26 protein-coding genes are annotated in these 26,998 nt (G+C 61.1%); 11 read left to right on the forward strand and 15 right to left on the reverse strand.

From position 1 onward, the window contains the following. Positions 1-374: 374 nt before the first annotated feature. From msrQ to TO66_RS26665, 6 genes are all read right to left on the reverse strand, one after another. Positions 375-995, reverse strand: coding sequence for a protein-methionine-sulfoxide reductase heme-binding subunit MsrQ (msrQ, locus tag TO66_RS26640; protein ID WP_044465076.1), 621 nt, complete (start codon positions 993-995; stop codon positions 375-377). Then, a complete protein-coding gene (gene msrP, locus TO66_RS26645) occupies positions 995-2,008 on the reverse strand; it encodes a protein-methionine-sulfoxide reductase catalytic subunit MsrP (protein ID WP_044465077.1) in 1,014 nt (337 codons plus the stop codon). The genes msrQ and msrP overlap by 1 nt, the downstream gene beginning before the upstream one ends. Before the next feature lie 63 nt (positions 2,009-2,071). Further along, positions 2,072-2,929: a CDP-diacylglycerol--serine O-phosphatidyltransferase gene (gene pssA / locus TO66_RS26650; RefSeq protein ID WP_044465078.1), complete on the reverse strand. Its 858-nt coding sequence runs from the start codon at positions 2,927-2,929 to the stop codon at positions 2,072-2,074. A gap of 145 nt (positions 2,930-3,074) precedes the next feature. Beyond that, positions 3,075-4,091 carry a ketol-acid reductoisomerase gene (gene ilvC / locus TO66_RS26655; RefSeq protein ID WP_044465079.1) on the reverse strand — a complete coding sequence of 339 codons (1,017 nt, stop codon included), beginning with the start codon at positions 4,089-4,091 and terminating at the stop codon, positions 3,075-3,077. 45 nt (positions 4,092-4,136) lie between these two features. Further along, entirely contained in the window at positions 4,137-4,628 is a 492-nt protein-coding gene (ilvN, locus tag TO66_RS26660; protein WP_007924620.1) for an acetolactate synthase small subunit, read from the reverse strand. Positions 4,629-4,630: 2 nt separating this feature from the next. Next, positions 4,631-6,355 (reverse strand): acetolactate synthase 3 large subunit, encoded by a 1,725-nt coding sequence (locus TO66_RS26665; RefSeq protein WP_044466169.1) that lies wholly within the window; start codon positions 6,353-6,355, stop codon positions 4,631-4,633. Positions 6,356-6,758: 403 nt separating this feature from the next. Here TO66_RS26665 and TO66_RS26670 point away from each other — a divergent pair, with 403 nt between their 5' ends. Next, complete coding sequence (locus TO66_RS26670) at positions 6,759-7,181, forward strand: DUF4124 domain-containing protein (RefSeq protein WP_044465080.1); 423 nt, start codon at positions 6,759-6,761, stop codon at positions 7,179-7,181. A gap of 18 nt (positions 7,182-7,199) precedes the next feature. Here the strand turns inward: TO66_RS26670 and TO66_RS26675 are convergent, their stop codons facing one another. From TO66_RS26675 to mrcB, 3 genes are read right to left on the reverse strand one after another with little or no spacing between them, the layout of a single operon-like run. Continuing rightward, complete coding sequence (locus TO66_RS26675) at positions 7,200-7,535, reverse strand: YqcC family protein (protein ID WP_044465081.1); 336 nt, start codon at positions 7,533-7,535, stop codon at positions 7,200-7,202. Further along, positions 7,535-8,266: a M48 family metallopeptidase gene (locus TO66_RS26680; RefSeq protein ID WP_044465082.1), complete on the reverse strand. Its 732-nt coding sequence runs from the start codon at positions 8,264-8,266 to the stop codon at positions 7,535-7,537. The genes TO66_RS26675 and TO66_RS26680 overlap by 1 nt, the downstream gene beginning before the upstream one ends. A 16-nt stretch (positions 8,267-8,282) precedes the next feature. Next, positions 8,283-10,607: a penicillin-binding protein 1B gene (gene mrcB, locus TO66_RS26685; RefSeq protein WP_044465083.1), complete on the reverse strand. Its 2,325-nt coding sequence runs from the start codon at positions 10,605-10,607 to the stop codon at positions 8,283-8,285. Positions 10,608-10,724: 117 nt separating this feature from the next. Between mrcB and TO66_RS26690 the strand changes: the two genes are divergently transcribed. From TO66_RS26690 to TO66_RS26705, 4 genes are all read left to right on the forward strand, one after another. Continuing rightward, positions 10,725-12,281, forward strand: coding sequence for a bifunctional aminoglycoside phosphotransferase/ATP-binding protein (locus TO66_RS26690; RefSeq protein WP_044465084.1), 1,557 nt, complete (start codon positions 10,725-10,727; stop codon positions 12,279-12,281). 90 nt (positions 12,282-12,371) lie between these two features. Beyond that, complete coding sequence (locus TO66_RS26695; RefSeq protein ID WP_044465085.1) at positions 12,372-12,716, forward strand: pentapeptide repeat-containing protein; 345 nt, start codon at positions 12,372-12,374, stop codon at positions 12,714-12,716. Between the two features lie 221 nt (positions 12,717-12,937). Continuing rightward, a complete protein-coding gene (locus tag TO66_RS26700; protein WP_007938046.1) occupies positions 12,938-13,210 on the forward strand; it encodes a TfoX/Sxy family protein in 273 nt (90 codons plus the stop codon). Positions 13,211-13,227: 17 nt separating this feature from the next. Continuing rightward, positions 13,228-14,028 carry a Crp/Fnr family transcriptional regulator gene (locus tag TO66_RS26705; RefSeq protein WP_044465086.1) on the forward strand — a complete coding sequence of 267 codons (801 nt, stop codon included), beginning with the start codon at positions 13,228-13,230 and terminating at the stop codon, positions 14,026-14,028. Positions 14,029-14,269: 241 nt separating this feature from the next. Here TO66_RS26705 and TO66_RS26710 read toward each other — a convergent pair whose 3' ends face one another. The 4 genes from TO66_RS26710 to TO66_RS26725 are packed head-to-tail and all read right to left on the reverse strand — an operon-like array spanning position 14,270 to position 17,827. Beyond that, on the reverse strand, positions 14,270-15,127 hold the full coding sequence (locus tag TO66_RS26710) for a ChaN family lipoprotein (RefSeq protein WP_044465087.1): 858 nt from the start codon (positions 15,125-15,127) through the stop codon (positions 14,270-14,272). 20 nt (positions 15,128-15,147) lie between these two features. Then, positions 15,148-15,915, reverse strand: a complete 768-nt coding sequence (locus tag TO66_RS26715) for a heme ABC transporter ATP-binding protein (protein ID WP_044465088.1) — start codon at positions 15,913-15,915, stop codon at positions 15,148-15,150. Further along, positions 15,915-16,898: an iron ABC transporter permease gene (locus tag TO66_RS26720; RefSeq protein WP_171820095.1), complete on the reverse strand. Its 984-nt coding sequence runs from the start codon at positions 16,896-16,898 to the stop codon at positions 15,915-15,917. Before TO66_RS26720 ends, TO66_RS26715 begins: the two co-directional genes overlap by 1 nt. Positions 16,899-16,948: 50 nt before the next feature. Next, positions 16,949-17,827, reverse strand: coding sequence for a hemin ABC transporter substrate-binding protein (locus TO66_RS26725; protein ID WP_044465090.1), 879 nt, complete (start codon positions 17,825-17,827; stop codon positions 16,949-16,951). A gap of 217 nt (positions 17,828-18,044) precedes the next feature. On the opposite strand from TO66_RS26725, the gene TO66_RS26730 reads away from it, so the two are divergent. Next, positions 18,045-18,362, forward strand: a complete 318-nt coding sequence (locus tag TO66_RS26730; protein ID WP_044465091.1) for a Rieske 2Fe-2S domain-containing protein — start codon at positions 18,045-18,047, stop codon at positions 18,360-18,362. Here the strand turns inward: TO66_RS26730 and sfsA are convergent. Then, positions 18,359-19,072: a DNA/RNA nuclease SfsA gene (gene sfsA, locus TO66_RS26735; protein ID WP_044465092.1), complete on the reverse strand. Its 714-nt coding sequence runs from the start codon at positions 19,070-19,072 to the stop codon at positions 18,359-18,361. The two genes, TO66_RS26730 and sfsA, sit on opposite strands and share 4 nt — an antisense overlap. After that, positions 19,072-20,244 (reverse strand): pyridoxal phosphate-dependent aminotransferase, encoded by a 1,173-nt coding sequence (locus tag TO66_RS26740; RefSeq protein ID WP_044465093.1) that lies wholly within the window; start codon positions 20,242-20,244, stop codon positions 19,072-19,074. Before TO66_RS26740 ends, sfsA begins: the two co-directional genes overlap by 1 nt. Before the next feature lie 337 nt (positions 20,245-20,581). On the opposite strand from TO66_RS26740, the gene dksA reads away from it, so the two are divergent. The 5 genes from dksA (at position 20,582) to TO66_RS26765 (ending at position 26,714) form a co-directional block, all read left to right on the forward strand. Next, positions 20,582-21,022 (forward strand): RNA polymerase-binding protein DksA, encoded by a 441-nt coding sequence (dksA, locus tag TO66_RS26745; RefSeq protein ID WP_044465094.1) that lies wholly within the window; start codon positions 20,582-20,584, stop codon positions 21,020-21,022. A 144-nt stretch (positions 21,023-21,166) separates the two neighbouring features. Beyond that, complete coding sequence (gluQRS, locus tag TO66_RS26750; protein ID WP_044465095.1) at positions 21,167-22,063, forward strand: tRNA glutamyl-Q(34) synthetase GluQRS; 897 nt, start codon at positions 21,167-21,169, stop codon at positions 22,061-22,063. Positions 22,064-22,140: 77 nt separating this feature from the next. Beyond that, positions 22,141-22,317, forward strand: coding sequence for a hypothetical protein (locus tag TO66_RS33510; RefSeq protein WP_003176118.1), 177 nt, complete (start codon positions 22,141-22,143; stop codon positions 22,315-22,317). After that, the gene (locus TO66_RS26760; RefSeq protein WP_171820029.1) at positions 22,301-25,255 is read left to right on the forward strand and encodes a sensor histidine kinase; all 2,955 of its coding nucleotides are present in this window, start codon (positions 22,301-22,303) and stop codon (positions 25,253-25,255) included. Before TO66_RS33510 ends, TO66_RS26760 begins: the two co-directional genes overlap by 17 nt. Before the next feature lie 22 nt (positions 25,256-25,277). After that, the gene (locus TO66_RS26765; protein ID WP_044465097.1) at positions 25,278-26,714 is read left to right on the forward strand and encodes a sigma-54 dependent transcriptional regulator; all 1,437 of its coding nucleotides are present in this window, start codon (positions 25,278-25,280) and stop codon (positions 26,712-26,714) included. Positions 26,715-26,998 lie beyond the last annotated feature (284 nt).

Raw genomic sequence — 26,998 nt, forward strand, 5'->3', positions numbered from 1 at the left:
AAGTCTTTCGTCTCAACCGAGGCGCGCATTCTACAGCAGCCTCTGTATCTGTCAAGCGGTTATTTTAAGAAGTTTTCAAAGTTTCCTTTGCAACTTCAACCACTTGCGCTTCCGATCTCTCGTCAGCGGGAGGCGAATTCTACAGCGTTACACGCTGCTGTCAACACCTCTTTTTCTCCGCTTTCGACCGAGACGATCGAATCGTCAACAAGGCGAAAACTCACTGCCTTATCAACTCCTTCGGGCTTCGATGAACTGAAGCGTGACCGCTGTCGAAAACTGCTTAACTCGTTGAATCTCAAGGAGTTTTCTGCTTCGACTGCGCCGGAAGTGGGGCGAATTATAGACCTGTGGAATCTGCCGTCAACCCCTAATTATGTTTTTGTTGCAGAAGATGGTTTTTTCACCAGCAATCGAGGAATGCGGCGCATTACCGGAGGTACACGCAGAACCAACAACAATGCACCTATAGAGGCATAGATCGCCCACTCCTTAAGATCTGCCCGGACAATCCAAAGCATGTGCAACAAGCCCAGCCCCAGGATGAGATAGACCAACCGATGCAGTTTCTTCCAACGATTACCCAGGCGACGCTGACTGTATCGATTGGAAGTCACGGCCAGAGCCAACAACCCGAGGAATCCCAAACTCCCCACAAGAATGTAGGGCCGCTTACGTAACTCCACACCCAACTGCGACCAATCGAGCCCGAGAACAAAGATGGCGTACGCACTTAAATGCAAAACCACATAAGCAAAACACCACAGGCCAAGTTGCCGCCGCACCGCGATCCATCCGGCCCACCCCGTCAGCCTCTGCAGAGGCGTCATGCTCAGAGTGATCAGTAACAGGATCAGCGTTCCCAGCCCCAATCGATCAACCAGGACTTTGCCGGGATCAGGCCCCAGGACCGACGCCCAGGCCTGGTACAACCAGAACAATGGCCAGATAGCCACGACGATAAAGACCCCAAGACGCCAGAGTGGGTAGCGCATCAGTAGTTCTTCCGCAAATCCAGGCCTGTATATAAAGAGGCGACTTCATCCGCGTAACCGTTGAACATCTGGGTTTCGCGCACATTAGGGCTGAACAGACCACTGGGGAGGCGACGCTCCCGCGCCTGAGTCCAGCGAGGATGATCGACCGTGGGGTTCACATTCGCGTAGAAGCCGTACTCATTGGCGGCAATGCTCTGCCAGGTCGTCTTCGGCTGCTCTTCCACCAGGCTGATACGCACGATGGACTTGACGCTCTTGAAGCCGTACTTCCACGGCACTACCAATCGCAACGGCGCACCGTTCTGATTAGGCAGCTCACGACCGTACATGCCGACCGCAAGAATCGCCAATGGATGCATGGCTTCATCCAGACGCAGCCCTTCGACATAAGGCCAGTCGATCAAGGCAAAGCCCGAACGCTGGCCAGGCATGCTTTTCGGATCCTGAAGCGTTTCAAAGCGAATGTACTTGGCCTTCGAGGTTGGTTCGACCTGCTTGAGCAAGTCGGAGATTGGAAAACCGATCCAGGGAATCACCATCGACCAGGCTTCGACACAACGCAGACGATAGATCCGTTCTTCCAACTGATAAGGCTTCATGAAGTCTTCCAGGGCATAACGCCCCGGCTTACCCACTTCCCCATCCACCACCACACTCCAGGGCTCGGTTTTCAGCGCACCAGAATTGCTGGCCGGGTCGCCTTTATCGGTGCCGAACTCGTAAAAGTTGTTGTAATGGGTGGCGTCCTTGAAGGGCGTGATCGCTTCATCCTTGACGTTGACCGCTTGCCATTTGGTTTGTGGCAGTTTCTGCGCGAACCACGACGGAGCCTTGCCAGGCTCGACATCGGCATAGCGCCCGGCCTCTTCGGCATGAGCCCAACCCGGCAGAGCACTGGCAGCCAGGCCGGCAACGGCCCCACCCAGCAGGCTACGGCGAGAGAGATAAAAGGATTCAGGCGTGACATCCGACTCTTTGCAGTCAGACGATTTGGGGACTTTGATCAACATGACAACTCCGCAGCATTGGAGAACTGATGCACCAATAGACTGCGGAGTATGGGGGAAATTACATTAAGGCAACGTTTTGCGTCGACGAAGATGCAGCAGGTATTGCACCGGACCCGATGCCGCATAAGCAAGGAATACCAGCAGCAGGATTCGTGGCGGATCGCTGAATACCACGGCAAACACCAGCACCACCGCGAGAATTGCTACAAACGGAACGCGCCCCTTCAGGTCCAGCTCCTTGAAGCTGTTGTACTTGATGTTGCTGACCATCAGCATGCCGGCTGCCGCCACCATCAACGCCACCAGGAACGACATCTTCGATCCCTGGATACCGTAGTCGCTGAACGCCCAGACGATACCCGCCACCACCCCCGCGGCAGCCGGGCTGGCCAGGCCGATGAAGTAGCGCTTGTCGGCGGTCCCCACCTGGGTGTTGAAACGAGCCAGACGCAAAGCCGCGCCAGCCACATAGATGAAAGCGACCATCCAGCCGACCTTGCCCATGTCGCCCAAGGCCCAACCGAATGCCAGCAAGGCAGGCGCGACACCAAAGGCCACCATATCGGACAGCGAGTCATACTCGGCGCCAAAGGCACTCTGAGTGTTGGTCATGCGGGCGACACGCCCGTCCAGACCATCCAGCACCATGGCGACAAAGATCGCGATGGCCGCGAACGCGAAATACTTGCTCGCCCCTGCCGCGTCGCCCGCACTCAATGCGCTCTGGGCACTCATGGAATTGATGATCGAGTAGAAACCGGCGAACAGGTTCGCGGTGGTGAAGAGGTTCGGCAGCAGATAGATACCACGATGCCGGACTTTACGGCCTTCAGCGTCATGCCCTTCTTCGACATGCTCATCGATGGGTAGCAGGCTTTCGGCGTCAGAGGCCTGGTTTGGCTCTTCGGGACGTTCGCTCATGGACATTACCTTGCAACGGTGTGAAAAGTTTCGACAGAACCCCGGGACCACAATTCCGTCCCAAAGGATCCCGCTTTATACCAGAACCTGCCTGTCCAAACGAAAAAACGCGGCCTAGGCCGCGTTTTCCCTGACAAATCCGAACTCAGTTCTTGGCTTTGTCGACGATCTTGTTGGCACTGATCCACGGCATCATCGAACGCAGTTGCTCGCCGATGATTTCGATGCCGTGGGCAGCGTTGTTGCGGCGCTTGGCGGTCATCGATGGGTAGCCGGTAGCACCTTCGCTGATGAACATCTTGGCGTATTCGCCGTCCTGGATGCGCTTCAGGGCATTGCGCATGGCCTGGCGGGATTCAGCGTTGATGACCTCGGGGCCAGTCACGTACTCGCCATATTCGGCGTTGTTGGAGATCGAGTAGTTCATGTTGGCGATACCGCCTTCGTACATGAGGTCAACGATCAGCTTCAGTTCGTGCAGGCATTCGAAGTAGGCCATTTCCGGCGCGTAGCCCGCTTCGACCAGGGTTTCGAAACCGGCTTTTACCAGCTCGACGGTACCACCGCACAGAACAGCCTGTTCGCCGAACAGGTCGGTTTCAGTCTCGTCCTTGAAGGTGGTTTCGATGATGCCGGTACGGCCGCCGCCCACGCCTGCTGCGTAAGACAGAGCCACATTCTTCGCGTTGCCGGAAGCATCCTGGTAAATCGCGATCAGGTCAGGGATACCGCCGCCTTTCACGAACTCGGAACGCACGGTGTGGCCTGGAGCCTTTGGCGCGATCATGATCACGTCGAGGTCGGCACGCGGAACGACCTGGTTGTAGTGAATCGAGAAACCGTGGGAGAAGGCCAGGGTAGCGCCCTTCTTGATGTTCGGCTCGATTTCGTTCTTGTACAGGGCGCCCTGGAATTCGTCCGGGGTCAGGATCATTACCAGGTCGGCAGCGGCGACGGCGGAAGCCACGTCGTTCACTTTCAGGCCATGGGCTTCGGCCTTGGCAACAGTGGCCGAGCCTTTACGCAGGCCGACAGTCACGTCGACACCGGAGTCTTTCAGGTTGCACGCCTGGGCATGGCCCTGGGAACCGTAACCGATGATGGCTACTTTCTTGCCCTGGATGATCGAGAGATCGCAGTCTTTATCGTAGAAAACTTTCATGAATTTCCCCTATATCAGGCCGTTCCGGCCGTTCGCTAATTTGAGTTAGATGCTGAGTACTTTGTCGCCACGGGCAATGCCGGTGACGCCACTGCGTACGGTTTCCAGAATCGAGGCGGTGCCGATCGACTGGATGAAACTGTCGAGCTTGTCGCTGGTACCGGTCAATTGAACGGTATACACGCTGGCGCTGACGTCGACGATCTGCCCACGGTAAATATCGGTGGTGCGCTTGACCTCGGCGCGCTGGGCGCCGGTGGCCTTGACCTTGACCAGCATCAGTTCGCGCTCGATGTGAGCGCTTTCCGACAGGTCGACCAGCTTGACCACTTCAACCAGCTTGTTCAGGTTCTTGGTGATCTGCTCGATGATTTCATCGTGCCCTACGGTGGTCAGCGTCAGACGCGACAGGGTCGGGTCTTCGGTCGGTGCCACGGTCAGGCTTTCGATGTTGTAGTTACGCTGCGAAAACAGGCCGACCACACGGGACAAGGCGCCCGGTTCGTTTTCCAGAAGCAGGGAGATAATGTGCCGCATGATTAAGTACGCTCCGTCTTGCTCAGCCACATATCGCGCATGGAGCCGTCTTTGATCTGCATCGGATAGACGTGCTCGCTGGTATCGACCTGAATGTCGAGGAATACCAGACGATCCTTCATGGCGAACGCCTCTTCCATCTTCGGCTTCAGATCCTTCAGGTCCGTGATGCGAATGCCCACGTGACCATAGGCTTCGACCAGCTTGACGAAGTCAGGCAGCGATTCCATGTAGGAGTGCGAGTGGCGGCTGCCGTAGCTCATGTCCTGCCACTGGCGCACCATACCCAGCACACCGTTGTTCAGGTTGACGATCTTGACCGGCAGATCGTACTGCAGGCAGGTCGACAGCTCCTGGATGTTCATCTGGATACTGCCTTCGCCCGTGACACAGGCAACGTCGGCATCCGGGAAGCTCAACTTGACACCCATGGCCGCCGGGAAACCGAAGCCCATGGTGCCCAGGCCGCCGGAGTTGATCCAGCGATTGGGTTTGTTGAACTTGTAGTACTGCGCCGCGAACATCTGGTGCTGCCCCACGTCGGAGGTCACATAGGCATCGCCCTTGGTGACTTCGCACAGGGTCTCGATCACGGTCTGCGGCTTGATGATGCTGCCGTCGCCCTTGTCGTAAGGGAACAGGCCGCGGTCACCGCGCCACTCGTCGATCTGCTTCCACCAGCTGGCGACCGTATCCTTGTTCGGGGTTTCGCCGATTTCCTTGAGGGCCGCGACCATTTCGGTCAGGACACTTTCCACGGGACCCACGATAGGCACGTCTGCCTTGATGGTCTTGGAAATGGATGCCGGGTCGATGTCGACATGGATGATCTTGGCGTTCGGGCAGAACTTCGGCGCACCGTTGATGACACGGTCGTCGAAGCGCGCGCCAACGGCCAGGATCACGTCAGCGTGGTGCATGGTCAGGTTGGCGGTGTAGCTGCCGTGCATGCCGAGCATGCCGACGAACTGGCGATCGGTGCCAGGGTAGGCACCCAACCCCATCAGGGTATTGGTCACCGGCAGGTTGAGCATCTGCGCCAGTTCGGTCAGCGGCGCGGAGCCACCACCGAGGATCACGCCGCCGCCGGCGTACAACACAGGACGCTTGGCCGCCAGGAGCATTTCCGCCGCTTTGCGGATCTGCCCGGAGTGACCGCGAACAGCCGGGCTATAGGAGCGCAGCTTCGCTTTTTTAGGGAAAACGTATTCGAACTTTTCAGCCGGATTGGTCATGTCCTTGGGAACGTCGACCACGACGGGTCCCGGACGACCGGATTGCGCCAGGTAGAACGCCTTCTTCATGACCTCCGGGATTTCCGAAGCATGCTTGACCATGAAGCTGTGCTTCACGATCGGCCGGGAGATACCGATCATGTCGGTTTCCTGGAACGCGTCGGTGCCGACCATGGTGCTGGGCACCTGACCGGAGATGATCACCATTGGAATGGAGTCCATGTAGGCAGTGGCGATACCGGTGATGGCATTGGTCGCGCCTGGGCCGGAAGTCACCAGTACCACGCCGGCCTTGCCGGTGGCACGGGCGTAGCCGTCAGCCATATGGGTAGCCGCTTGCTCATGACGAACCAGGATGTGGGTCACTTCCGGTTCTTTGAACAGGGCATCGTAAACATGAAGGAGAGCACCACCCGGGTACCCATAGATATATTTGACGCCTTCGTCACGCAAGAAGCGGACGAGCATCTCACCGCCAGATAAAAGCTCCACGTTGTTCACCTCTAAAACGCCAGAATACCGCCCTCTTGAAAGGGGACGGGTCTTAATAGGTTTACTTCTCAGCAGAGCATGAGCGACGGTGGTCGCCGACTACGTCAGCACTGACTGAGCAAGTATTGGGAGTGCCCCAAGTGTTGCGGGGTTTTCCCACCCAGCGCGAGGTAACGCGTTGCGGGTGTAGCAGGTCGGCGCTGGTGTGCGCCTCATGTTCTGCCGAGTGGGTCTGCTTCTGGCAGTCCCTCTACAGCGGACTTTGGATTCTTCTGTTTCGCCCTCTGCAAGTCAAGATGCCAATGTGCTTAATTCGAACTAAGCGCATGAGAACGCAAGAAAAAACCGTCAAACAGCACGTGCCTGCGCTTCAATTGCGCAATCCTGGATAAGGAATTCATAAATGCGAATCTTCGCCGTCACCGCCAGTCTGCTGTTTGCCTTGAGTTCGCTCTGCCAGGCCAGGGACGTTTACACCTGGGTCGACGCCGAGGGGGTTACCCATTTCGACGCCCAACCGCCCCAAGGCATGCCCAGCACCCTCATCACCTTGCCTGCCACCCCCAAAGGGACGAAGAGTGCGCCATCCAGCAACCAGGCGGATACCCGACAAGCAGTCGTGGATGCCCAGGCCAGGCAACAGGCCTCCAGGCAGGAAGCCGAGCGCAGGCACTTTTGCGAACAGGCGCGCGCCAGCCTGGCGCAGTTGCAGAACAACCCGCGCCTGAGCGAAAACGTCGAAGGAGGAATGCGCCGCCTGAACGAAGAACAACGTCAGCAACGCATAGAGGAAACACACAAGGCGATCGACGCCCATTGCCGCTAGGCAACAGGCGCGAGGGTTTCAGCGGGTGGCGACGATCAACTGGTCGAACTCTTTGAGCAGGGTCTGCAACTGACGATCCCGCCCCTGCATCGTGCGCCCGGCAAACACCACTTCAGCCATTTCCTGGATACCCGACGCCGCGGGCAGGGGCAGATTCTGCTCGAGAATGGCCTTCATCCGCGGCAGAAAAATCCACTGCAACCATTGCTCGAATTCCAGCGTATCCACGGCAAAAGGCTCGACGCTGGCCAGCGCCTTGGCGCTCGGAGGGACCTCATCCCACAACCCCTGCAAGCGCAGCTCGCGCTCGATCAGCAGCAACTGCTCGGCAACTTTCGGAAAACGCGTATCCATTACAGCGACACCTTGGCTTTCTGCCGAGCCTGGGCGGCACCGGCCGCATCGCCCTGCTTCTCGCGCGCCTGGGCAATCAGCGCCCACAGGCTGGCCTGCAGGTCCGGACGACCGTTGGCGAAGCTCAGGCCGCGACGGGCAAACTGCTCAGCCTGGGGAGCATCGCCCTGGGCCATGCGCACCTGGGCCAGGCGATACAGCACCTGCGGCTCGCGGGGGGCAACCCGCTGGGCGCGCTCGAGACTGGAAGACGCGCCGTTCAGGTCGCCACCGGCCTGCTGTTGCTGGGCGGTGGTCAACAGCGCCAGCACCGGACCGTCGAGTTGTTCATCGGCGGACAGGCCACCGGAGCTGGCCGAAGGGACGCCACTCGGGGTTGGCGGCAGGCTGTAGCTGCCCTGATTGATCGGCGCCGACTGAATCGGCGAGGTATCGATAGGCCCAGGCGTGATCGGGCCCGGGGTAATCGGTGCACTGCTGATTGGCGCGGCGGTGGCCGCAGCACCGCCCGGCACCATCACCACCACTCCCGAGTCCTGCGGAATGGATTGCGCCTGGGCCTGGGTTGGACGCTTGACCGTGGTCTTGCGGAAACCACCGTTTGCCGATATGCGCTCGCTGTTGGACACCGCGGTACCGGAATCCACCACCGGAATCGAACCACGCTGCACGCTGGCGCAACCATTGAGCAAAGCCAGAGCTGTAATAGCTGGAATCCACCACTTGTTCACGTCAAACCCTCTTTGCTTAATTCATCCAGCCCTTGACCCAATCCATCACCGATTCGCCAGGCGCAGGGCTTTCGCCGCCGCATGCCGGACCGGGAGGGGGCTCACTGCCGCGAATATACGGCATCTGTACGGCGCCCGGACAGTTGGCATCGGAGCCCTGCCCGGTCCGCGAGTCGACCCAGGCCTGTACCACGTTATCCGGTTGTGGCATGTCCAGCGGCAGCGGGTCGGCCTTGCGCATGAAACTGGTCCAGACCTGCAGCGCACCGGTGGCACCGGTGAAAGGTGTCTTGCCGTTATCGTCACGCCCCAGCCAGACCACGGCCAGCAGATCCTGGCTGAAACCGGCGAACCAGCTGTCGCGGGAATCGTTACTGGTACCGGTCTTGCCCGCCAGCGCCAAGGAGCGCGGCAACACGTTATAGACCGAACTACCGGTACCTTCGCGCATCACCCGCTGCATCGCGCTCTGGATCAGGTAGATCGAACCGGGATCGAAGCGCTGCTGGATCTGGAACGGGTAACGCTTGAGCGGTTCGCCTTCGGCGGTCAGCACACTGCGGATCCCGCGCATCGGCGTATTGAAACCGCCGTTGGCCAGGGTCTGGTACATGGTGGCGACTTCGATCGGGCTCAAGCCCCCCGCTCCCAGCAACATCGAAGGGAAGGCCGGGAACTCGCGAGTAACGCCAAGGCGTCCCAGGGTTTTCAGTACGTTCGGCACACCGACTTCCAGGCCCAGGCGTGCGGTCGACAGGTTATAGGAGTGCGCCAGCCCCTGATAAAGGAAGACCGTGCCATGGGAACGGCGGTCATAGTTCTGCGGCTTCCATACCTGGCCATCGCCGCCCTTCACCGAAAAGGCCTCGTCGGACAGCCAGCTGGTCAGGGTGTATTGACTGGGTTTCTCCAGCGCCGTCAGGTAAACCGCTGGCTTGATCAGGGAGCCGATCGGCCGCACGGCATCCAGGGCCCGGTTGAAGCCGGCAAAGCCGGGCTGGCGGCTGCCGATCATGGCCTGGACTTCACCCGTTTCCGGGTTGGTCACCACCATCGCGGCCTCGACTTCGTCCGCGCCCTTGCGGCCGGCCAGACGCTTGAAGGTATCGCCGACCGACGCCTCGGCCTTCATCTGCAGGATCGGGTCGAAACTGGTGAAGATCCGCAGGCCTTCCTCGGTCAAGTCTTCGTCGCGGTAATCCTCACGCAACTGGCGCTTCACCAGGTCGAGGAAGCCGGGGAACGAACTGTCCGCCAGGCTGCCGCGCTTGGTCACGCCCAGCGGCATTTTCTTCGCCGCCTCGACCTGTTCCGGTGTCGCCACGCCCTGCTGCGCCAGCAGGTCGAGCACCAGGTTGCGCCGCTCGAGCGCGCGCTCCGGATAACGACGCGGGTTGTAATAGGAAGGCCCCTTGACCATGCCGACCAGCAAAGCGACCTGGTGCAGCTTGAGCTCGGCCAGCGGCTGGCTGAAGAAGAACTGGCTGGCCAGGCCGAAACCGTGCACCGCACGCTGGCCGTCCTGGCCGATGAAGACCTCGTTGAGGTACGCCTCGAGGATTTCGCGCTTGTCGTAATGCAGCTCAAGCAACAGGGCCATCATCGCTTCGGTGAGTTTGCGGCTCAGGCTGCGTTCATTGGTGAGGTAGAAGTTCTTGACCAACTGCTGGGTCAAGGTACTACCGCCCTGGCGCATGGCGCCCGATGAGGTATTGACCCACACCGCCCGGGCAATCGACTTGGGCGACACGCCGAAGTGGCTGTAGAAGTCCCGGTCCTCGACCGCCACCAGGGTTTCCAGCAGATAAGGAGGGACCTGATCGATCTTGATCAGGATCCGGTCCTCGAGGTTCTTGGGATACAGGCCGCCGATCAGCAGCGGCTCCAGGCGCACTACCGCCAGTTTCGAACCCTGGCTGCCTGACAGCTCGGCCACATAGTCACCGGAAAAACGCACGCGCACCGGCTGCGCCTGCTCCATGCCCTCATAGAACTGGAAACCGCGGGTATTGAGATCCACGGTATTGCCATTGACCGAGGCGGCACCGGGGCCATTGACCACGCTTTCGCGGCGATAGCCCAGGGCGTCGAGCTCGGTAAGAAAGTCGTTCTTGCTGAGCTTTTGTCCGACGAACAGCTCCAGCGGGCGGGCATAGACTTTGGCCGGGATGGTCCAGCGCTTGCCGGAGAACTTCTCCTGGACCACGGCATCGAGGTAAACCGCGAAGCCGGCGAGCACGACCAGCCCGACCAGACCAAGTTTCAAGGCCCAGCCCAGCCAGGGGCGCGGGCCACCAGACGGACGTTTTTTTGCAGAACGGGGGGATCGAGTACGAGTCATGGCGGCGGATTATACGCACTTTATTCATAGTCAACAGGAGCCGTCCGAGGTTTGCGTTAGCCCTGTCAGCGGCCATAATGACGCCCTCGAATTTTCCCCGACTCTGAAGGATCGCCCGTGAGCCAATCCCTGATCGCTGCCCTGCAAAACCCGGCCCTCTACCCGCATCCCGTAGATGGATTCCAGGTCATCGAGACCCATATTTCCTGGGTCCTGCTCACTGGCGCCTATGCCTACAAGCTGAAGAAGCCAGTCAACTTCGGCTTTCTCGATTTCACCGACCTGCAAGCCCGCGGACATTTCTGCGGCGAAGAGCTGCGCCTCAACCAGCGCCTGACCAATGATTTGTATCTGGAAGTGTTGCCGATCACTGGTAGCCTCGAGGCTCCGCAGCTCGGCGGCGACGGCCCGGTCATCGAATATGCGCTGAAAATGCGTCAGTTCCCGCAAAGCCAACTGCTCAGCACCCTGCAAGCCCACGGTGAATTAACCACCACGCACATCGACGAGATGGCTCGGCAGATCGCCCAGTTCCATCTCAACGCCCCGCAAGTCCCGGCGGATCATGAAGCGGGCACACCGGAAAGCGTCATGGCGCCGGTACGGCAGAATTTCGAACAGATTCGCCCGTTCCTCAGCGACAAGGCCGACCTGCAACAACTCGAAGCCCTGCAAGCCTGGGCCGAAAGCAGCTTCGATCGCCTCAAGCCGCTGTTCGCCCAACGCAAGGCCGAGGGCTTCATCCGCGAGTGCCATGGCGATATCCACCTGGGTAACGCCACGCTCATCGACGGCAAGGTGGTGATTTTCGACTGCATCGAATTCAACGAGCCCTTCCGCTTCACCGACGTCTATGCCGATACCGGTTTCCTTGCCATGGACCTGGAAGACCGTGGCCTGAAAAGCCTGGCGCGCCGTTTCATCAGTCAGTACCTGGAGCAGACCGGCGACTACCAGGGCCTGGAATTGCTGAACTTCTATAAGGCCTATCGCGCCCTGGTCCGCGCCAAAGTCGCGCTGTTCAGCATGCAGGCCGATGCCACGCCGGTGCAGCGCGCCACGACGCTGCGCCAGTATCGCAACTACGCCAATCTGGCCGAGAGCTACAGCACCATTCCCTCGCGTTTCCTGGCCATCACTTCAGGGGTGTCCGCCGTCGGCAAAAGCCACGTGGCCATGCGCCTGGTAGAAGCCCTGGGCGCCATTCGCCTGCGCTCCGATGTCGAGCGCAAACGCCTGTTCGGCGAACAACAGGTTCCGAACGATCCCAACGCCGGCATCTATAACGCCCAGGCCAATCTCACCACCTACGACCGCCTGCACGAAATTGCCAGCATTGTCCTGCGGGCCGGCTTTCCGGTGGTCATCGACGCCACTTATCTCAAGCGTGCCCAGCGCGATGCCGCGGCCAAGGTCGCCGAAGCGACCGGCACGCCGTGCCTGATCATCGACTGCAACGCGCCGCAGGCCGTTATTGCCAGCTGGCTGGCGCAACGCCAGGCCGACCGCAACGACCCGTCGGACGCGACCCTGGCCGTGATCGAACAACAGCAAGCCAATCGCGAAGCGCTGACCGCTGAAGAAGTCCTGCGCAGCAAGCGCGTGGAGACCAATGAAAGCGGGAGCCTCGACGCCTTGGTCGCGAACATCCGGCAGCGCCTCCCCGGCCTTTGATCGGCTATTCCAGCCGTGAGACCGCAAAGGTTTCACGGCTGGAAAATAGTGGCACTATACTGGCGTCATAATTCCAGCAGGGACGCCCCCATGAGTCAGCCCAAACTTCTCGACACCCCTCTCTACGCCTTACTGCACAAAGACGACATCGACGGTTTCAACCGGGAGCGCCCGAAGGACCAGGTCGTCGACATGCGCGGCGGCGATTTTCGTGGCCTCGACCTGCGCGAACTGAACGCCGACGGGATCGACTTCACCGACGCCTACTTCCGCTCCGCGGACCTGCGTGGCCTCGATCTGCGTCAATCTTCGATGGAAGGCGCCAGCCTGGCCCACGCGCAGATCTCCGGTGCTTACTTTCCACCCGAACTGACAGCCGATGAAATCCTCATGTCGGTCAATTTCGGCACCCGCCTGCGCTACCGCACCAGGTAACCACGACGCAACCGTGGTTTTCTCCGGAGTCCGGCGCCCTGGGCCTTGCGTCGGACCTGGCTTTTCCTTTCGCCCCTCCCCCCTCTGCTTCTGACGCATGTTTCTCTGTTGCCTTAGAAGCTTTTGCGCCAAAAGCGACCAAAGAACAGCGCTTTTCCTACTGAACGCTACACTCCTCTGAGACTTGCCCACGCACCATTCGGCCGTCGCAAGGAGGCTTGATGAATGATGAATTGCAACACCTGAAGAACCTCGGCAAGACGTCCGCACAGTGGCTGCATGCAGTGGGCATCCATAGCGCTTCGGACTTGCGCCGCCTGGGGGCCGTAGATGCCTATCGGGCCGTGCGTACCCGTGGGTTCAGGGCCTCGAAGGTACTGCTGTACGCCATTGAAGGCGCCTTGATGGATGTGCACTGGAACGACATCCCGGCAGAACGCAAGGAAGCGCTCAACAGACAGTTGGATGCTATCTCTTCGCGCCACAAGAACTGACTTGGCAGACTCTTTATATGTACTTGTTGGGGGAACAACCGGCTTATGCCGATGCCTTGATCAATCGACTGCAACGTATCCCGCCCCGCCTGCTGGAAGGCCTGGCCCCATCCGGGGAGGTATTGGCAGTAGCGCCTTCCAGGGACCTCTCAAGCACCCTTGCCGACAGCCAGCTGTTTCTGCTCGAAAGCGGCCAGGTGCAGGCCAGTGTCGACGAGCGCCCGCTGTTTTACTTGCACGCCGGCGACCTGCTTGGGCTACGCCGAGGATCCGAACTGCCTCGCTGGCAACTCAGCAGCGAGCAGCCCCTGAGCCTGATTCCCTATCAGCGTTCGGCGGTCTTCCAGCACATGTATGCCGACGAACAACGTTCGGAACTGTTTCTGCAGTACCTGATCGGGCAAACCGCCCTGCTCTCGGATGCCATCGCCCGCCTGAAACAGCCCGAGCTGCACAACAGCCATGGTTTTCAACGCGTCGACACAGGCACGGTGCTGATTCGCCAGGGCGACGAGGCCGATCATGTGTTCGTCATTATCGAGGGGCACGCCCAGGCGTTTGTCGACGGGCACAAGGTCGGAGATGTGCCCAAGGATGAGATCTTTGGCGCAATGGCCATCTTCACCGGGGAAAAACGCAACGCCAGCGTCATTGCCAGCGAACCCTGCACCCTGATGCTGATTCCCAAAAGCCAGTTTCTCAGCCTGACCCAGAGCAATCCACGTATCACTCAAAGCCTGATCGAAAGCATGGCCCGGCGAATCGACCTGCTGAACAAGGAAGTCAGCCGCCTGCATACCCTCAACAGCAGTCTTTGACCGCCTGTTTGCGGGCAATCCAAACGAGCGTTTGGCGAAATTCGGCAAGCCGGGAAAAATCTTGTTGACATGAAAATGAGAATCGTTATGATTATCACAACTGATCGCGAGATCGGTCGATAACCTGGAAGGCCAGTGGTTCGGACTCTCAGATTATCTCCTCATCAGGCTAATCACGGTTATTTGACCCGGCTCTTGCCGGGTCTTTTTTTGCCCGGAAAAAGCTCATGGACCGTCCGCCTCAGGGACGCATCTGGGCGCAATAATCCTTTTCCGGCAACGTTGCGCCGTACCACACGTAGTCCGCGCTTGCTGGCGATACCGGCACTCCTTTCTGCGCCAGCATCAGCACCACCACTCCATGGGAAGGTTCAAGGTCCCGCACATGTACGGGTACTCCGACATCCTTGCGCGCATGAAAAGCCCCGGCGAACAAAACTGCCGGCGTTGGAGCCGCCAACAGGCGTTCGGCCATGCGCCGGTCACGCTGCTGCTGAACCGCCAGCATCGCCGACATCTGGCTCTCCGGGAGCAGGCCACAGTGGGAATCGCGGACCTGCCGCAATAATTCCTCGCGCACCGGCGCCGCATTCGAGTGCTTGCCCCTCAAGACAGGCGCCTTGCGATAAATGTCTCGAATCTCGGAAGGATCCAGGTTCGCGGCCCATAGCGGAAAAGGCTGAGGCAGCGCATACCGCACTAGCGGTCCGTAGAGCGCCCAGTCCCAGCCGGGCGCCCAGGCCAGCGCCCGGGGCAGATCATTCGGCAACGCTTGCGGCGCACCTTGCAACGCCTCGACCCGCGGCTGCTGCTCCGGCGTCAACATCTCCAGTAACAAACTGCCTTGCGCCCGCTGGGTCGCCATTGCCTGCAACAACCACAACTGCACGGCGTGATGCCCCGGGTGGTCATGCTGCTCGCCGACGATCAACCGTGGCGCTCGGGACAGGCGCACGGCCAGTTCCTCAGGCGTCAGGACCTGGCCGGTGCGCAGGTCCTGAATTGAATCATTGGCCAGCGGAACCGGAGGGCCGGGCATCACCGCCCCGCCCCGGCAGGCGCCCAGCAACACCAAGCTCAGGATCAACCACCTACGCATGCAACGCCTCCGCCAGTGCCTCACCGGGCAATGATCAAGGGGTGCCCGCGCTCGGGATGTTCCTGCACCAATACGTCCAGGCCGAACACGGCCTTGAGCGGCTCGGGCCGAAGTACCCGTGTCGGACTGTCCAGTGAATGGGGCCGCCCCCCTTCGAGCAACAACAGGCGATCACAATAACGCGCGGCAAGATTCAGATCATGCAGGATCACCAGGACCGCCACCCCGCGTTCGGCAAAGCTACGAATGGCCTGCAAAGTGACATGCTGGTGCAACGGGTCGAGGGCCGAGGTGGGCTCATCGAGCAGCAGGCTCTGGCCGATCGCACCCGGCCATAGCTGGGCCAGCACCCGCGCCAAGTGCACACGCTGCCGCTCGCCTCCCGACAAGGCTACATAGCTGCGGCCAAGCAGATGCCCGGCATCCGCTGCCTGCAGGGCCTGTTGGACTATCTCGTCGTCCCGGACCCGGCCGCTTTGGTAAGGCAGACGCCCAAGGCCCACCACTTCCTCGACACGGAAGGCGAACTCAAGTGTCGAGCTTTGCGGCAGCACCGCCAGCCGCCGTGCCTTTTGCCCGCCCTCCCATTTGACGAGTTCGCGATCATCGAGCCAGACCTGGCCATGATCCGGCTTGAGCTCCCCACACAAGGCCGCCAGCAAAGTGCTTTTGCCTGCGCCATTGGGCCCCAGCACTCCCAACACCTCGCCGGGCTTGAGTTCAAGATCGATGTCTTCCAATACGATTTTTTTGCCACGGCGCACCGCCAGGTTTTCCGCTTGCAGCATCAGGCGCGCCCTCGCAACAACAGAAACAGAAAGAACGGAGCGCCAATAAAGGCGGTGACGATACCAATGGGCAATTCCGCCGGCGCCAGCGCCAGGCGCGCCACCAGATCCGCCAGCAACAGCAGGCTGGCGCCAGCCAGGATCGATGCAGGCAACAAGGTTCGGTGATCGGGCCCCGCAAGCAGGCGCACCAGATGAGGCACCACCAACCCGACAAAACCGATCAACCCGGCGGCGGCGACGGCCGCGCCAACCCCCAGGGCGGTACAGAACACCAGCTCGCGCTTCAGCCGCTCGACATCGACGCCCAGATGGCCGGCTTCCGACTCCCCCAGCAACAAGGCATTCAGGGACTGGGCCCGACGCGGCAGCCACAACGCCACGGCCACGCTGATCAGCAAGAGTGGCCACAACCTTGAATAGCTGGCGCCATTGAGACTGCCCAGGTTCCAGAAGGTCAGGGTGCGCAAGGTCGCGTCGTCGGCCAGATAGGTAAACAATCCCACCGCCGAACTGGCCAGCGCGGTCAGCGCAATGCCCGCCAGCAGCATGGTCGCCACATGAGTCTGGCCATTGCGCCGGCCCAGGCGATACACCAGCGCAGCCACGACCAGCCCCCCGAGAAACGCGCAAAACGACAGCAGATAGGGACCGATTGCTGCCGGCACGCCCCCTAGCAGCGAGCCGCCAACGATGGCGAAGGCCGCGCCCAGGGCCGCACCGCTGGAAACGCCCACCAGCCCCGGATCGGCCAGGGGGTTGCGGAACAGCCCTTGCATTGCCACCCCGGACAACGCCAGGACACCTCCGACCGCCACCCCCAACAAGGTGCGCGGCAGGCGAATCTGCCCCAGGATCAGTTCGGCCTGTTCCAGCCCCTGGCCATCGACGGGCAACCCCATCAACCGCAAGGCAGCGCGCAGGGTATCGAGCAATGGCAGGCTGACCGGCCCCAGCGCGAGGGACAGCCAGATCGCCAACAGGCACAGCAGGCCCAGGCAGATGAACAACGCTCGAGGTTTGAGCAAAGGGGTCATGGGGCGTTGCGGGCCTCAGCAGGATAAAACTCGGCAGACAACCGTTTCAGGGTGTACGGCAAACGTGGCCCCAGCCCCCCCACCAATAACGTCGGATCCACCTCGAACACCCGCCCGGCCTTGGCCGCATCGCTGGAAGCGAGGATCGGGTTTTGCTTGAACAGCGCGGTACGGGCCGCTGCGCCACTCAAGCTACGATCGGCAAATACCAATACCTGTGGGTTGAGTTCGGCCAGCAACTCCACGGAAAAGGGCTTGTACCCTTTATGGGTGGCGAGGTTGCGCCCGCCGGACTCGCGCAGCAGCCAGTCGGCGGCGGTGTCCTTGCCGGCGATCAACAGGTTGCCGCCTGCATGCCCGAGCAACAACAGCACACCCGGCGCAGCCTGTTTTTCCTGGGCCTGGCTGATCCATGCCTGTTGTTGCCGCAACTGCTGTGCAAATTGCTCGAACAATTGGGTAGCTTTGTCTTCGCTGCCCATCAGCTTGCCCAGATGCTGCAAGTTACTCTGCAAGGCCGGCAGGTCGGCCCGGGCCGAAAACAGCTCCACCTGTACCCCGGCACTGCGCATTTGAGAAAGTACGGGGGGCGGCCCCATTTCTTCGGTGCCTATCAAGACCTGGGGACGCAGGCTCAGGATGCCTTCCGCCGACAGCTGGCGCTGATAACCGATACTGGGCAGGTTCTTCAGGGATTCGGGATGCTGGCTGGTGCTGTCCACGCCGACCAGCTTCGACTCCGCGCCCAGCGCACTGACCCATTCGGTCAAGGCTCCACCAGCGCTCACCCAGCGCTGCGGCTGTTCGACCGCGGCAGCGATATGGCTGCACAGAAGTCCGGCACACAGCATGATCACCCAGGCAGTAGAGCGCATCAGAGCATTTCCTTCAGAAAAAATGGGCCCATCAAAGCCGCCACGCATGTGACATGCCCTGCAAGCCAGGCATCGAAATGAGCAGCGGCTTCGTAAGCGAAGCGGCCATTTGATAATTGTTTGCATTTAGCCGTCAAGCGCGGACATGTTTCACCAGGCATCGGCAAGAACACCCTGACAAACTGTGCCCAGAGCTGTCTGGCAACCGAGGATAGACATGAAGTTTCTTTGCGCTTCAGGCGACCTGCCGGAGGCTTCCAGCCGCGGCTTCAACCTCGACGGCCACGCTCTTTTTGCCGTGCGCCGCGATCAGCGAGCCTACGTCTATATCAACCGCTGCCCCCATCGCGGGGTCGCCCTGGAGTGGCAGCCCGATCAGTTTCTCGATCAAAGCGCGAGCCTGATCCAGTGCGCCACCCATGGCGCGCTGTTCCTGATCGAAAGTGGTGAATGCGTGGCCGGCCCCTGCGCGGGCGAGCACCTGACCGCCCTCCCTTGCCGGGAGGACAGCCAGGGTATCTGGGTCCGGCTTTAACCGTTGAGCAAGACGTCCAGGCGGCGCTCGATGCGCATTTCCTCGGCGCTCAGGCGCACTCCGTAAGCCAGTACCTCGACCCCGGACGCCACGGCCTCGCGTAGCGCTGCGGCATAAGCGGGATCGATTTCCTCGGCGGGCCGCACCGCTTCGATGCCCGACAGGTTGACGCAATACAATTGCACCGCGCGGATGCCGTCCCGAGCCAGGTGGGCCAACTCCCGCAGGTGCTTGGCGCCACGCTGGGTCACCGCGTCGGGAAAGGCCGCCACTGCCGTGCCGTCGAATCCCAGGGTGACGCTTTTCACCTCCACATACGCCGGGCCGGTCGGATATTCGAGGCGAAAATCGATGCGGCTTTTTTCCTGCCCATACGCCACTTCTCGTTTCAGGCCGGTAAAGCCGTTCAGCTCGGTAATCACCCCCGCCCGCAAGGCATTTTCCACCAGCGCATTAGCCCGCCCGGTATTCACACAAAACAACCGGCCTTGCGGGGTTTCGCCGATTTCCCAGGTGCCGGGCAGTTTGCGCTTGGGGTCGTTGGAGCGGCTGAACCAGACCTGCCCGCCCTCCACCACACAGTTGAGCATGGAGCCGGTATTGGGGCAGTGAATGGTCAACAGCTCGCCACCGATGGTCTCGATATCGGCGAGAAAACGCTTGTAGCGACGCAGCAGTCGGCCTTCTTCTAGGGGAGGATGGAAACGCATCAGCCTTGCCAGCTCCGCAGGCCACGGGCAATCCGCTCCACCGCTTCCTGCAGGCGCGGCAGGCTCTGGGTGTAGGCGAACCGCACGTGGTGGCCGGCCTGATGGCGGCCGAAATCCAGCCCTGGGGTAAAGGCGATGTGCTCGGTTTCGAGGAAATGCCGGCAGAAAGCGAAGGCATCGCCGCCAAAGGCACTGATATCGGCATACAGATAGAACGCCCCTTCCGGCTCGACCGCGATGCCGAAGCCCAACTCGCGCAAGGCGGGCATGAGGAAGTCGCGGCGGCGCTGGAACTCGTTGCGACGCTCTTCGAGAAGACTGATGGTCGCAGGCTCGAAGCAGGCCAGGGCAGCGTACTGAGCCACGCTCGGAGCACTGATATAAAGGTTCTGCGCAAGCTTCTCCAACTCGCCGACCGCCGCCTGCGGCGCCACCAGCCAGCCCAGGCGCCAGCCGGTCATGCCGAAATACTTGGAAAAACTGTTGAGGACAAAAGCGCTGTCGTCGACTTCCAGCACACTGGCGGCATCGCTGCCATAGGTCAGGCCGTGATAGATCTCGTCTACCACCAGATGCCCGTTGCGGGCTTTCACCGCGCGCGCCAGCCCGGCCAGTTCGTCACGGTCAAGCAGTGTGCCGGTCGGGTTGGCCGGCGACGCCACTAGGGCTCCGACACTGTCCTGGTCCCAGTAACGCTCCACCAGGTCCGGAGTCAGTTGATAACGCACGTCCGGCCCGACCGGCACCAACTGCGCCGCGCCCTCCACCAATCGCAGGAAGTGGCGGTTGCAGGGGTAGCCCGGATCGGCCAGCAACCAGTGCTTGCCCGGATCTACCAGCAAACTGCTGGCCAGCAGCAAGGCGCCGGAACCGCCGGGGGTGATCATGATACGTTCCGGGTCGACGTCCAGCCCGTAACGCTGCCGATAGAAGCCGGAAATGGCCGCGCGCAGCTCGGGAATCCCGCGGGCGGCGGTGTAGCGGGTCTTGCCCGCTGCCAGTGCCGCTTGCCCGGCCTTGATGATCGGCTCAGCCGTGGTGAAATCCGGTTCACCGATTTCCAGGTGAATCACATCGTGCCCGGCCGCTTGCAGTTCGTTGGCGCGGGCCAGCAGAGCCATCACGTGGAAAGGTTCGATAGCGCGGCTGCGCGCACTGTAGGGCTGAGCCATTAGCCTTCCTTCATTGAAGTGAGCAAAAAAACGATTCTACCCAACCCCGTGGACAAGGGAGAGTCAAAAGCCTGCCGGGATCCGCCAACCCCTCCTATAAAGAAGCCATGCGCAGGACCCAGGCTTGGCTAAAATCATTAATTGACCAGGCCTCCAAACCGACCAGGCCAGGCGGCATGCGCCTCTGCGGGCAGCGTAGGCCGTGGGCTCGACAACCGGGAGTAGCGCCGCCCGATTTGATCTGGTAAGTTCGCCCGCTTGCAGTCGCAGGGCCGGCATGTGCCGGTGATGGAGCAATCCTGCGCAATGGATTACATGAGTAGAGGCGGTCCATTTCATGCCCACCCAAGCAAAGCAACAGAATCAATCGATCAGCGGCTTCGAGCCCTATGTTGAATCCGCGGGCGAAGAGTACATGGGCAAGCCCATGCGCGAGCACTTCACCAAGATCCTGAACAAGTGGAAACAGGACTTGATGCAGGAAGTCGACCGCACTGTTGATCACATGAAAGACGAAGCAGCCAACTTCCCCGATCCGGCCGACCGTGCCAGCCAGGAAGAGGAGTTCAGCCTTGAACTGCGCGCTCGCGACCGTGAACGCAAGCTGATCAAGAAGATCGACAAGACGCTGCAACTGATCGAAGACGAAGAATACGGCTGGTGCGAATCCTGCGGCGTCGAAATCGGTATTCGTCGCCTGGAAGCACGCCCTACCGCCGACATGTGCGTCGACTGCAAGACCCTGGCGGAAATCAAGGAAAAACAAGTCGGCAAATAATCGCTGGCCTGGACGAAAAACGGAGCGTGCGAACGCTCCGTTTTTGTTTCCGACGCCTCCCCCCTGTAGGAGCGAGCTTGCTCGCGATGGCGATTCTCCAAACGCCATCGTCACCTTGGGACCGAACGAAGTAACATCCTCTTCATGACTGCCTCTCATACCTCCCCCTACATCGGGCGCTTCGCCCCAACCCCCAGCGGGCACCTGCATTTCGGCTCGCTGGTCGCGGCCCTGGCCTCGTATCTCGATGCGCGCGCCGTCGGCGGGCGCTGGCTGGTGCGCATGGAAGACCTCGACCCGCCTCGGGAGGAGCCCGGCGCCCAGGCAGCCATCCTCAAGGCCCTGGAAAGCTATGGCTTCGAGTGGGACGGCGAAATGGTCCGCCAGAGCGACCGCCACGCAGCCTATGCCGAGGTGCTCGACCGCCTGTTCAGCCAGGGCCTGGCCTATGCCTGCACCTGCTCGCGCAAGCAACTGGAGCCTTATCACGGCATTTATCCGGGCCTGTGCCGCAATGCCGGCCATGGCCCGCAGGACGCCGCTATCCGCCTGCGCGTACCGGAGCTGAACTATCGCTTCGCGGACCGCGTCCAGGGCGAGTTCCAGCAGCACTTGGGGCGCGATGTCGGTGATTTCGTGATCCGTCGCCGCGACGGCCTGTACGCCTATCAATTGGCCGTGGTGCTCGATGACGCCTGGCAAGGTGTTACCGATATCGTGCGGGGCGCCGACCTGCTGGATTCCACCCCGCGGCAGCTCTACCTGCAGGAACTGCTCGGCCTGGCGCAACCACGCTACCTGCATGTGCCGCTGATCACCCAGCCGGACGGGCACAAGCTGGGCAAGTCCTACCGCTCCCCGCCACTGGCTGCGGACCAGGCCACCCCGCTATTGCTGCGGGCCCTGCGCGCCCTGGGGCAGACAACCGACGACGCGCTGCTGCATGCCAGCCCGCGGGAAGTACTGCGCTGGGGGATCCAACACTGGGATGCTTTACTGATCCCACGCACACTGAGCGTGCCCGAAGCGCAAATACGCTGACGCCCCTTGCAGGTTGGCACCCATCCGTTACCATCGCCGCACGTTTTCGGGCACGCACACAATAAAGAGAGGCCGAGATGTACATCTATCGCTTGGTCCTGCTCCTGGTAGTGGGGATATATCTGTTCTCCCCCGCCATCATGGATTGGTGGATCGATGCCACGGGCGCCTGGTACCGCCCGTATCTGCTCTGGCTGATCCTGATCGTCGTGACCTTCATCCTGCAGAGCCAAAAAGATGCCGATGAGCTTTAGCCTGACCCAGATGATCCTGATCAGCGCCGCGTACCTGCTGGGGCTGTTCGGGGTGGCCTGGATCAGCGAGCGCGGCATGATCCCACGCTCGATCATCCGTCACCCGCTGACCTACACCCTGTCCCTCGGCGTCTATGCCAGCGCCTGGGCCTTTTATGGCACGGTGGGCCTGGCCTATCAGTACGGCTACGGTTTTCTTTCCAGCTACCTCGGGGTGTCCGGCGCCTTTCTGCTGGCGCCGGTGCTGCTGTATCCGATCCTGAAGATCACCCGCACCTACCAGCTGTCGTCGCTGGCCGACCTGTTCGCCTTCCGCTTTCGCAGCACCTGGGCCGGCGCGCTGACCACCCTCATCATGCTGTTCGGCGTGCTGCCGCTGCTGGCCTTGCAGATCCAGGCCGTGGCGGACTCCATCGGCATCCTTACCCGCGAGCCGGTACAGCATCGGGTGGCCCTGAGTTTCTGCGCGCTGATCACGCTGTTCACCATTTTCTTCGGCTCCCGGCATATCGCCACCCGGGAGAAACACGAAGGCCTGGTCTTCGCCATCGCCTTCGAGTCGGTGATCAAGCTGATCGCCATCGGCGGTGTCGGCCTTTATGCCCTGTACGGTGTATTCGGAGGTCCGCAACAGCTGGAGCTCTGGCTGCTGCAGAACCAGACCGCCCTCGCCGCCCTGCATACACCCCTGCAGGAAGGGCCGTGGCGCACCCTGCTGCTGGTGTTTTTCGCCTCGGCGATCGTGATGCCGCACATGTATCACATGACCTTTACCGAGAACCTCAACCCGCGCTCGCTGGTCAGCGCCAGCTGGGGCCTGCCGTTGTTCCTGCTGCTGATGAGCCTGGCCGTGCCGCTGATCCTCTGGGCCGGCCTGAAACTGGGCGCGACCACCAACCCGGAATATTTCACGCTCGGCATCGGGATCGCCGCCAACAAGCCGGCCCTGGCCTTGATGGCCTATGTCGGCGGGCTTTCCGCCGCCAGCGGCCTGATCATCGTCACCACCCTGGCACTCTCGGGGATGGCCCTCAACCACCTGGTGCTACCGCTGTACCAGCCACCGGCCGAAGGCAATATCTACCGCTGGCTGAAATGGACCCGCCGGGCGCTGATCGTCGCGATCATCATGGCCGGCTATGCCTTCTACCTGCTGCTGGGAGCCGAGCAGGACCTGGCCAACCTTGGCATCGTGGCCTTTGTCGCCACCCTGCAATTCCTCCCCGGCGTACTCTCGGTCCTGTACTGGCCGACCGCCAACCGTCGAGGCTTCATCGCCGGGCTGCTGGCCGGGATGCTGGTATGGCTGGTGACCATGCTGCTGCCGTTGATCGGCAACCTGCAGGGTTTCTACATCCCGCTGCTGAACATGATCTACGTGCTGGATGACACCAGCTGGCACATGGCGGCCATCGCCTCGCTGGCCGCCAACGTCCTGATGTTCACCCTGATCTCGCTGTTCACCAACGCCAGCGCCGAAGAGGCCAGCGCCGCCGAAGCCTGTGCAGTGGATAACGTGCGCCGGCCGCAACGCCGCGAACTGCACGCCGCTTCGCCCCAGGAGTTCGCCACCCAACTGGCCAAGCCCCTCGGCGCCAAGGCTGCGCAGAAAGAGGTCGAGCAGGCCTTGCGCGACCTTTACCTGCCGTTCGACGAGCGCCGCCCCTATGCCCTGCGCCGCTTGCGCGACCGTATCGAAGCCAACCTGTCCGGCCTGATGGGCCCCAGCGTCGCCCAGGACATGGTGGAAACCTTCCTGCCCTACAAGGCCGGCGGCGAAAACTACGTGACCGAGGACATCCACTTCATCGAAAGCCGGCTCGAGGACTACCACTCGCGCCTGACTGGCCTGGCCGCCGAGCTCGATGCCTTGCGCCGCTACCACCGACAAACCCTGCAAGAACTGCCGATGGGCGTCTGTTCCCTGGCCAAGGACCAGGAAATCCTCATGTGGAACAAGGCCATGGAAGAATTGACCAGCATCCCGGCGCAGCACGTGGTCGGTTCGCGCCTGGCCACCATCGCCGATCCCTGGAAAGGCTTGCTGCAAGGCTTCATCAACGTCCCCGACGAACACCTGCACAAGCAACATCTGGCCCTCGACGGCCAGACCCGCTGGCTGAACCTGCACAAGGCCGCCATCGACGAACCCCTGGCCCCAGGCAGCAGCGGCCTGGTGCTGCTGGTGGAAGACCTGACCGAAACCCAGATGCTCGAAGACAAACTGGTGCATTCCGAGCGGCTGGCCAGCATCGGTCGCCTGGCCGCCGGCGTGGCCCACGAAATCGGCAATCCGATCACCGGTATTGCCTGCCTGGCGCAGAACCTGCGCGAAGAGCGGGAAGAAGACGGCGAACTCACCGAAATCAGCGGCCAGATCCTCGAACAGACCAAGCGGGTTTCGCGCATCGTCCAGTCGCTGATGAGCTTCGCTCACGCCGGTAGCCACCAGCACAACGACGAAGCCGTCTGCCTGGCCGAGGTGGCGCAGGACGCCATCGGCCTGCTGGCCCTGAACCGGCGCAATTTCGAAGTGCAGTTCTTCAACCTGTGCGACCCGGACCATTGGGTCGATGGCGATCCTCAGCGGCTCGCCCAGGTCCTGATCAACCTGCTGTCCAACGCTCGCGACGCCTCACCGGCCGGCAGCGCGGTGCGGGTCAAGAGCGAAGCCGGCGAACACACCATCGACCTGATCGTCGAAGACGAAGGCAGTGGCATACCGTCGAGCATCATGGATCGACTGTTCGAACCCTTCTTCACCACCAAGGATCCTGGCGAAGGCACCGGACTGGGCCTTGCACTGGTCTATTCCATCGTTGAAGAGCATTATGGACAAATCACCATCGACAGCCCGGCTGACACCGAAAGCCAACGCGGCACCCGTATCCGGGTAACCCTGCCACGTCATGTCGAAGCGACGTCCGCTGTGAACTGAGACCGTCGAGAGAATCGAATCAATGCCGCACATTTTGATCGTCGAAGACGAAACCATTATCCGCTCCGCCTTGCGCCGCCTGCTGGAACGCAACCAGTACCAGGTCAGCGAAGCCGGTTCCGTGCAAGAAGCACAAGAGCGTTTCAGCATTCCCACGTTCGACCTGATCGTCAGCGACCTGCGCCTGCCGGGCGCCCCCGGCACCGAGCTGATCAAGCTGGGCCAGGGCACTCCGGTGCTGATCATGACCAGCTACGCCAGCCTGCGCTCGGCGGTCGACTCGATGAAGATGGGTGCGGTGGACTACATCGCCAAGCCTTTCGACCACGACGAAATGCTCCAGGCCGTGGCGCGCATCCTGCGCGATCGCCAGACGGCGCAAAGCAATCCGAACGAGCGACCGGCCGCCAAGCCGGGCAATGGCGCGGACAAGGCGGGCGCCAATGGCAGCAACGGCGAAATCGGCATCATCGGCTCCTGCCCGCCCATGCAGGACCTGTACAGCAAGATCCGCAAAGTCGCCCCGACGGACTCCAATGTACTGATCCAGGGCGAATCCGGGACCGGCAAGGAGCTGGTGGCCCGCGCCCTGCACAACCTGTCCAAGCGAGCCAAGGCGCCGATGATCTCGGTGAACTGCGCGGCCATTCCGGAAACCCTGATCGAATCCGAGCTGTTCGGCCATGAGAAAGGCGCCTTCACCGGAGCCAGCGCCGGGCGCGCCGGCCTGGTGGAAGCCGCGGATGGCGGCACCCTGTTCCTCGACGAAATCGGCGAACTGCCACTCGAAGCCCAGGCCCGCCTGCTGCGCGTGTTGCAGGAAGGCGAGATCCGTCGGGTCGGCTCGGTGCAATCGCAGAAGGTCGATGTGCGCCTGATCGCCGCGACCCACCGCGACCTCAAGAGCCTGGCCAAAATCGGCCAGTTCCGTGAAGACCTTTATTACCGCCTGCACGTGATCGCCCTGAAGCTGCCTGCGCTGCGCGAACGCGGTGCCGACGTCAACGAAATCGCCAACGCCTTCCTCGCCCGCCAGAGTGCGCGGGTGGGACGCAGCGACCTGAAGTTCGCCCCGGACGCTGAACAAGCCATCCGCCACTACTCCTGGCCGGGTAACGTTCGCGAACTGGAAAATGCCGTCGAGCGTGCGGTGATCCTGTGCGAAAGCCCGGAAATTTCCGCGGATCTGCTCGGTATCGATATCGAATTGAGCGATCTGGAGGATGACGAGTTCATCAACCTGGCCCCTCAGGCCGCCGGCGCCAATAACACCAGCCATGAGCCGACCGAAGACCTGTCGCTGGAAGATTACTTCCAGCATTTCGTCCTCGAGCACCAGGACCACATGACCGAGACCGAACTGGCCCGCAAGCTGGGCGTCAGCCGCAAATGCCTGTGGGAACGCCGCCAACACCTGGGCATTCCACGGCGCAAGACCGGGGTCGCCAGCGAAAGCTGAAATCCGAGGTAACGGACGCGGGGTAACACAGGATCTTGTGAAAAAACTGTTACCTCAGTCATTCCACGTAACAAAAGCCGGGGCTAAAGGTAACGATGCCCCGGTTTTTTTTGCCCCGTAAAAACCTCAAGCTCGCGCCTAACCCCTTGTTTTACTGGGCTTCACAAAAGTTGGCACGGCACCTGCTATATGTTTGGTACAAGAACAATAACAAGCAATGCACAAGACAATAAAAATAAGACGAATCGACTCACGCATAATAAAAACAACACGGCGGAGGCGCA

The sequence above is a fragment of the Pseudomonas sp. MRSN 12121 genome (genome assembly GCF_000931465.1).
In the GTDB taxonomy this organism is placed as follows: Bacteria; Pseudomonadota; Gammaproteobacteria; order Pseudomonadales; family Pseudomonadaceae; genus Aquipseudomonas.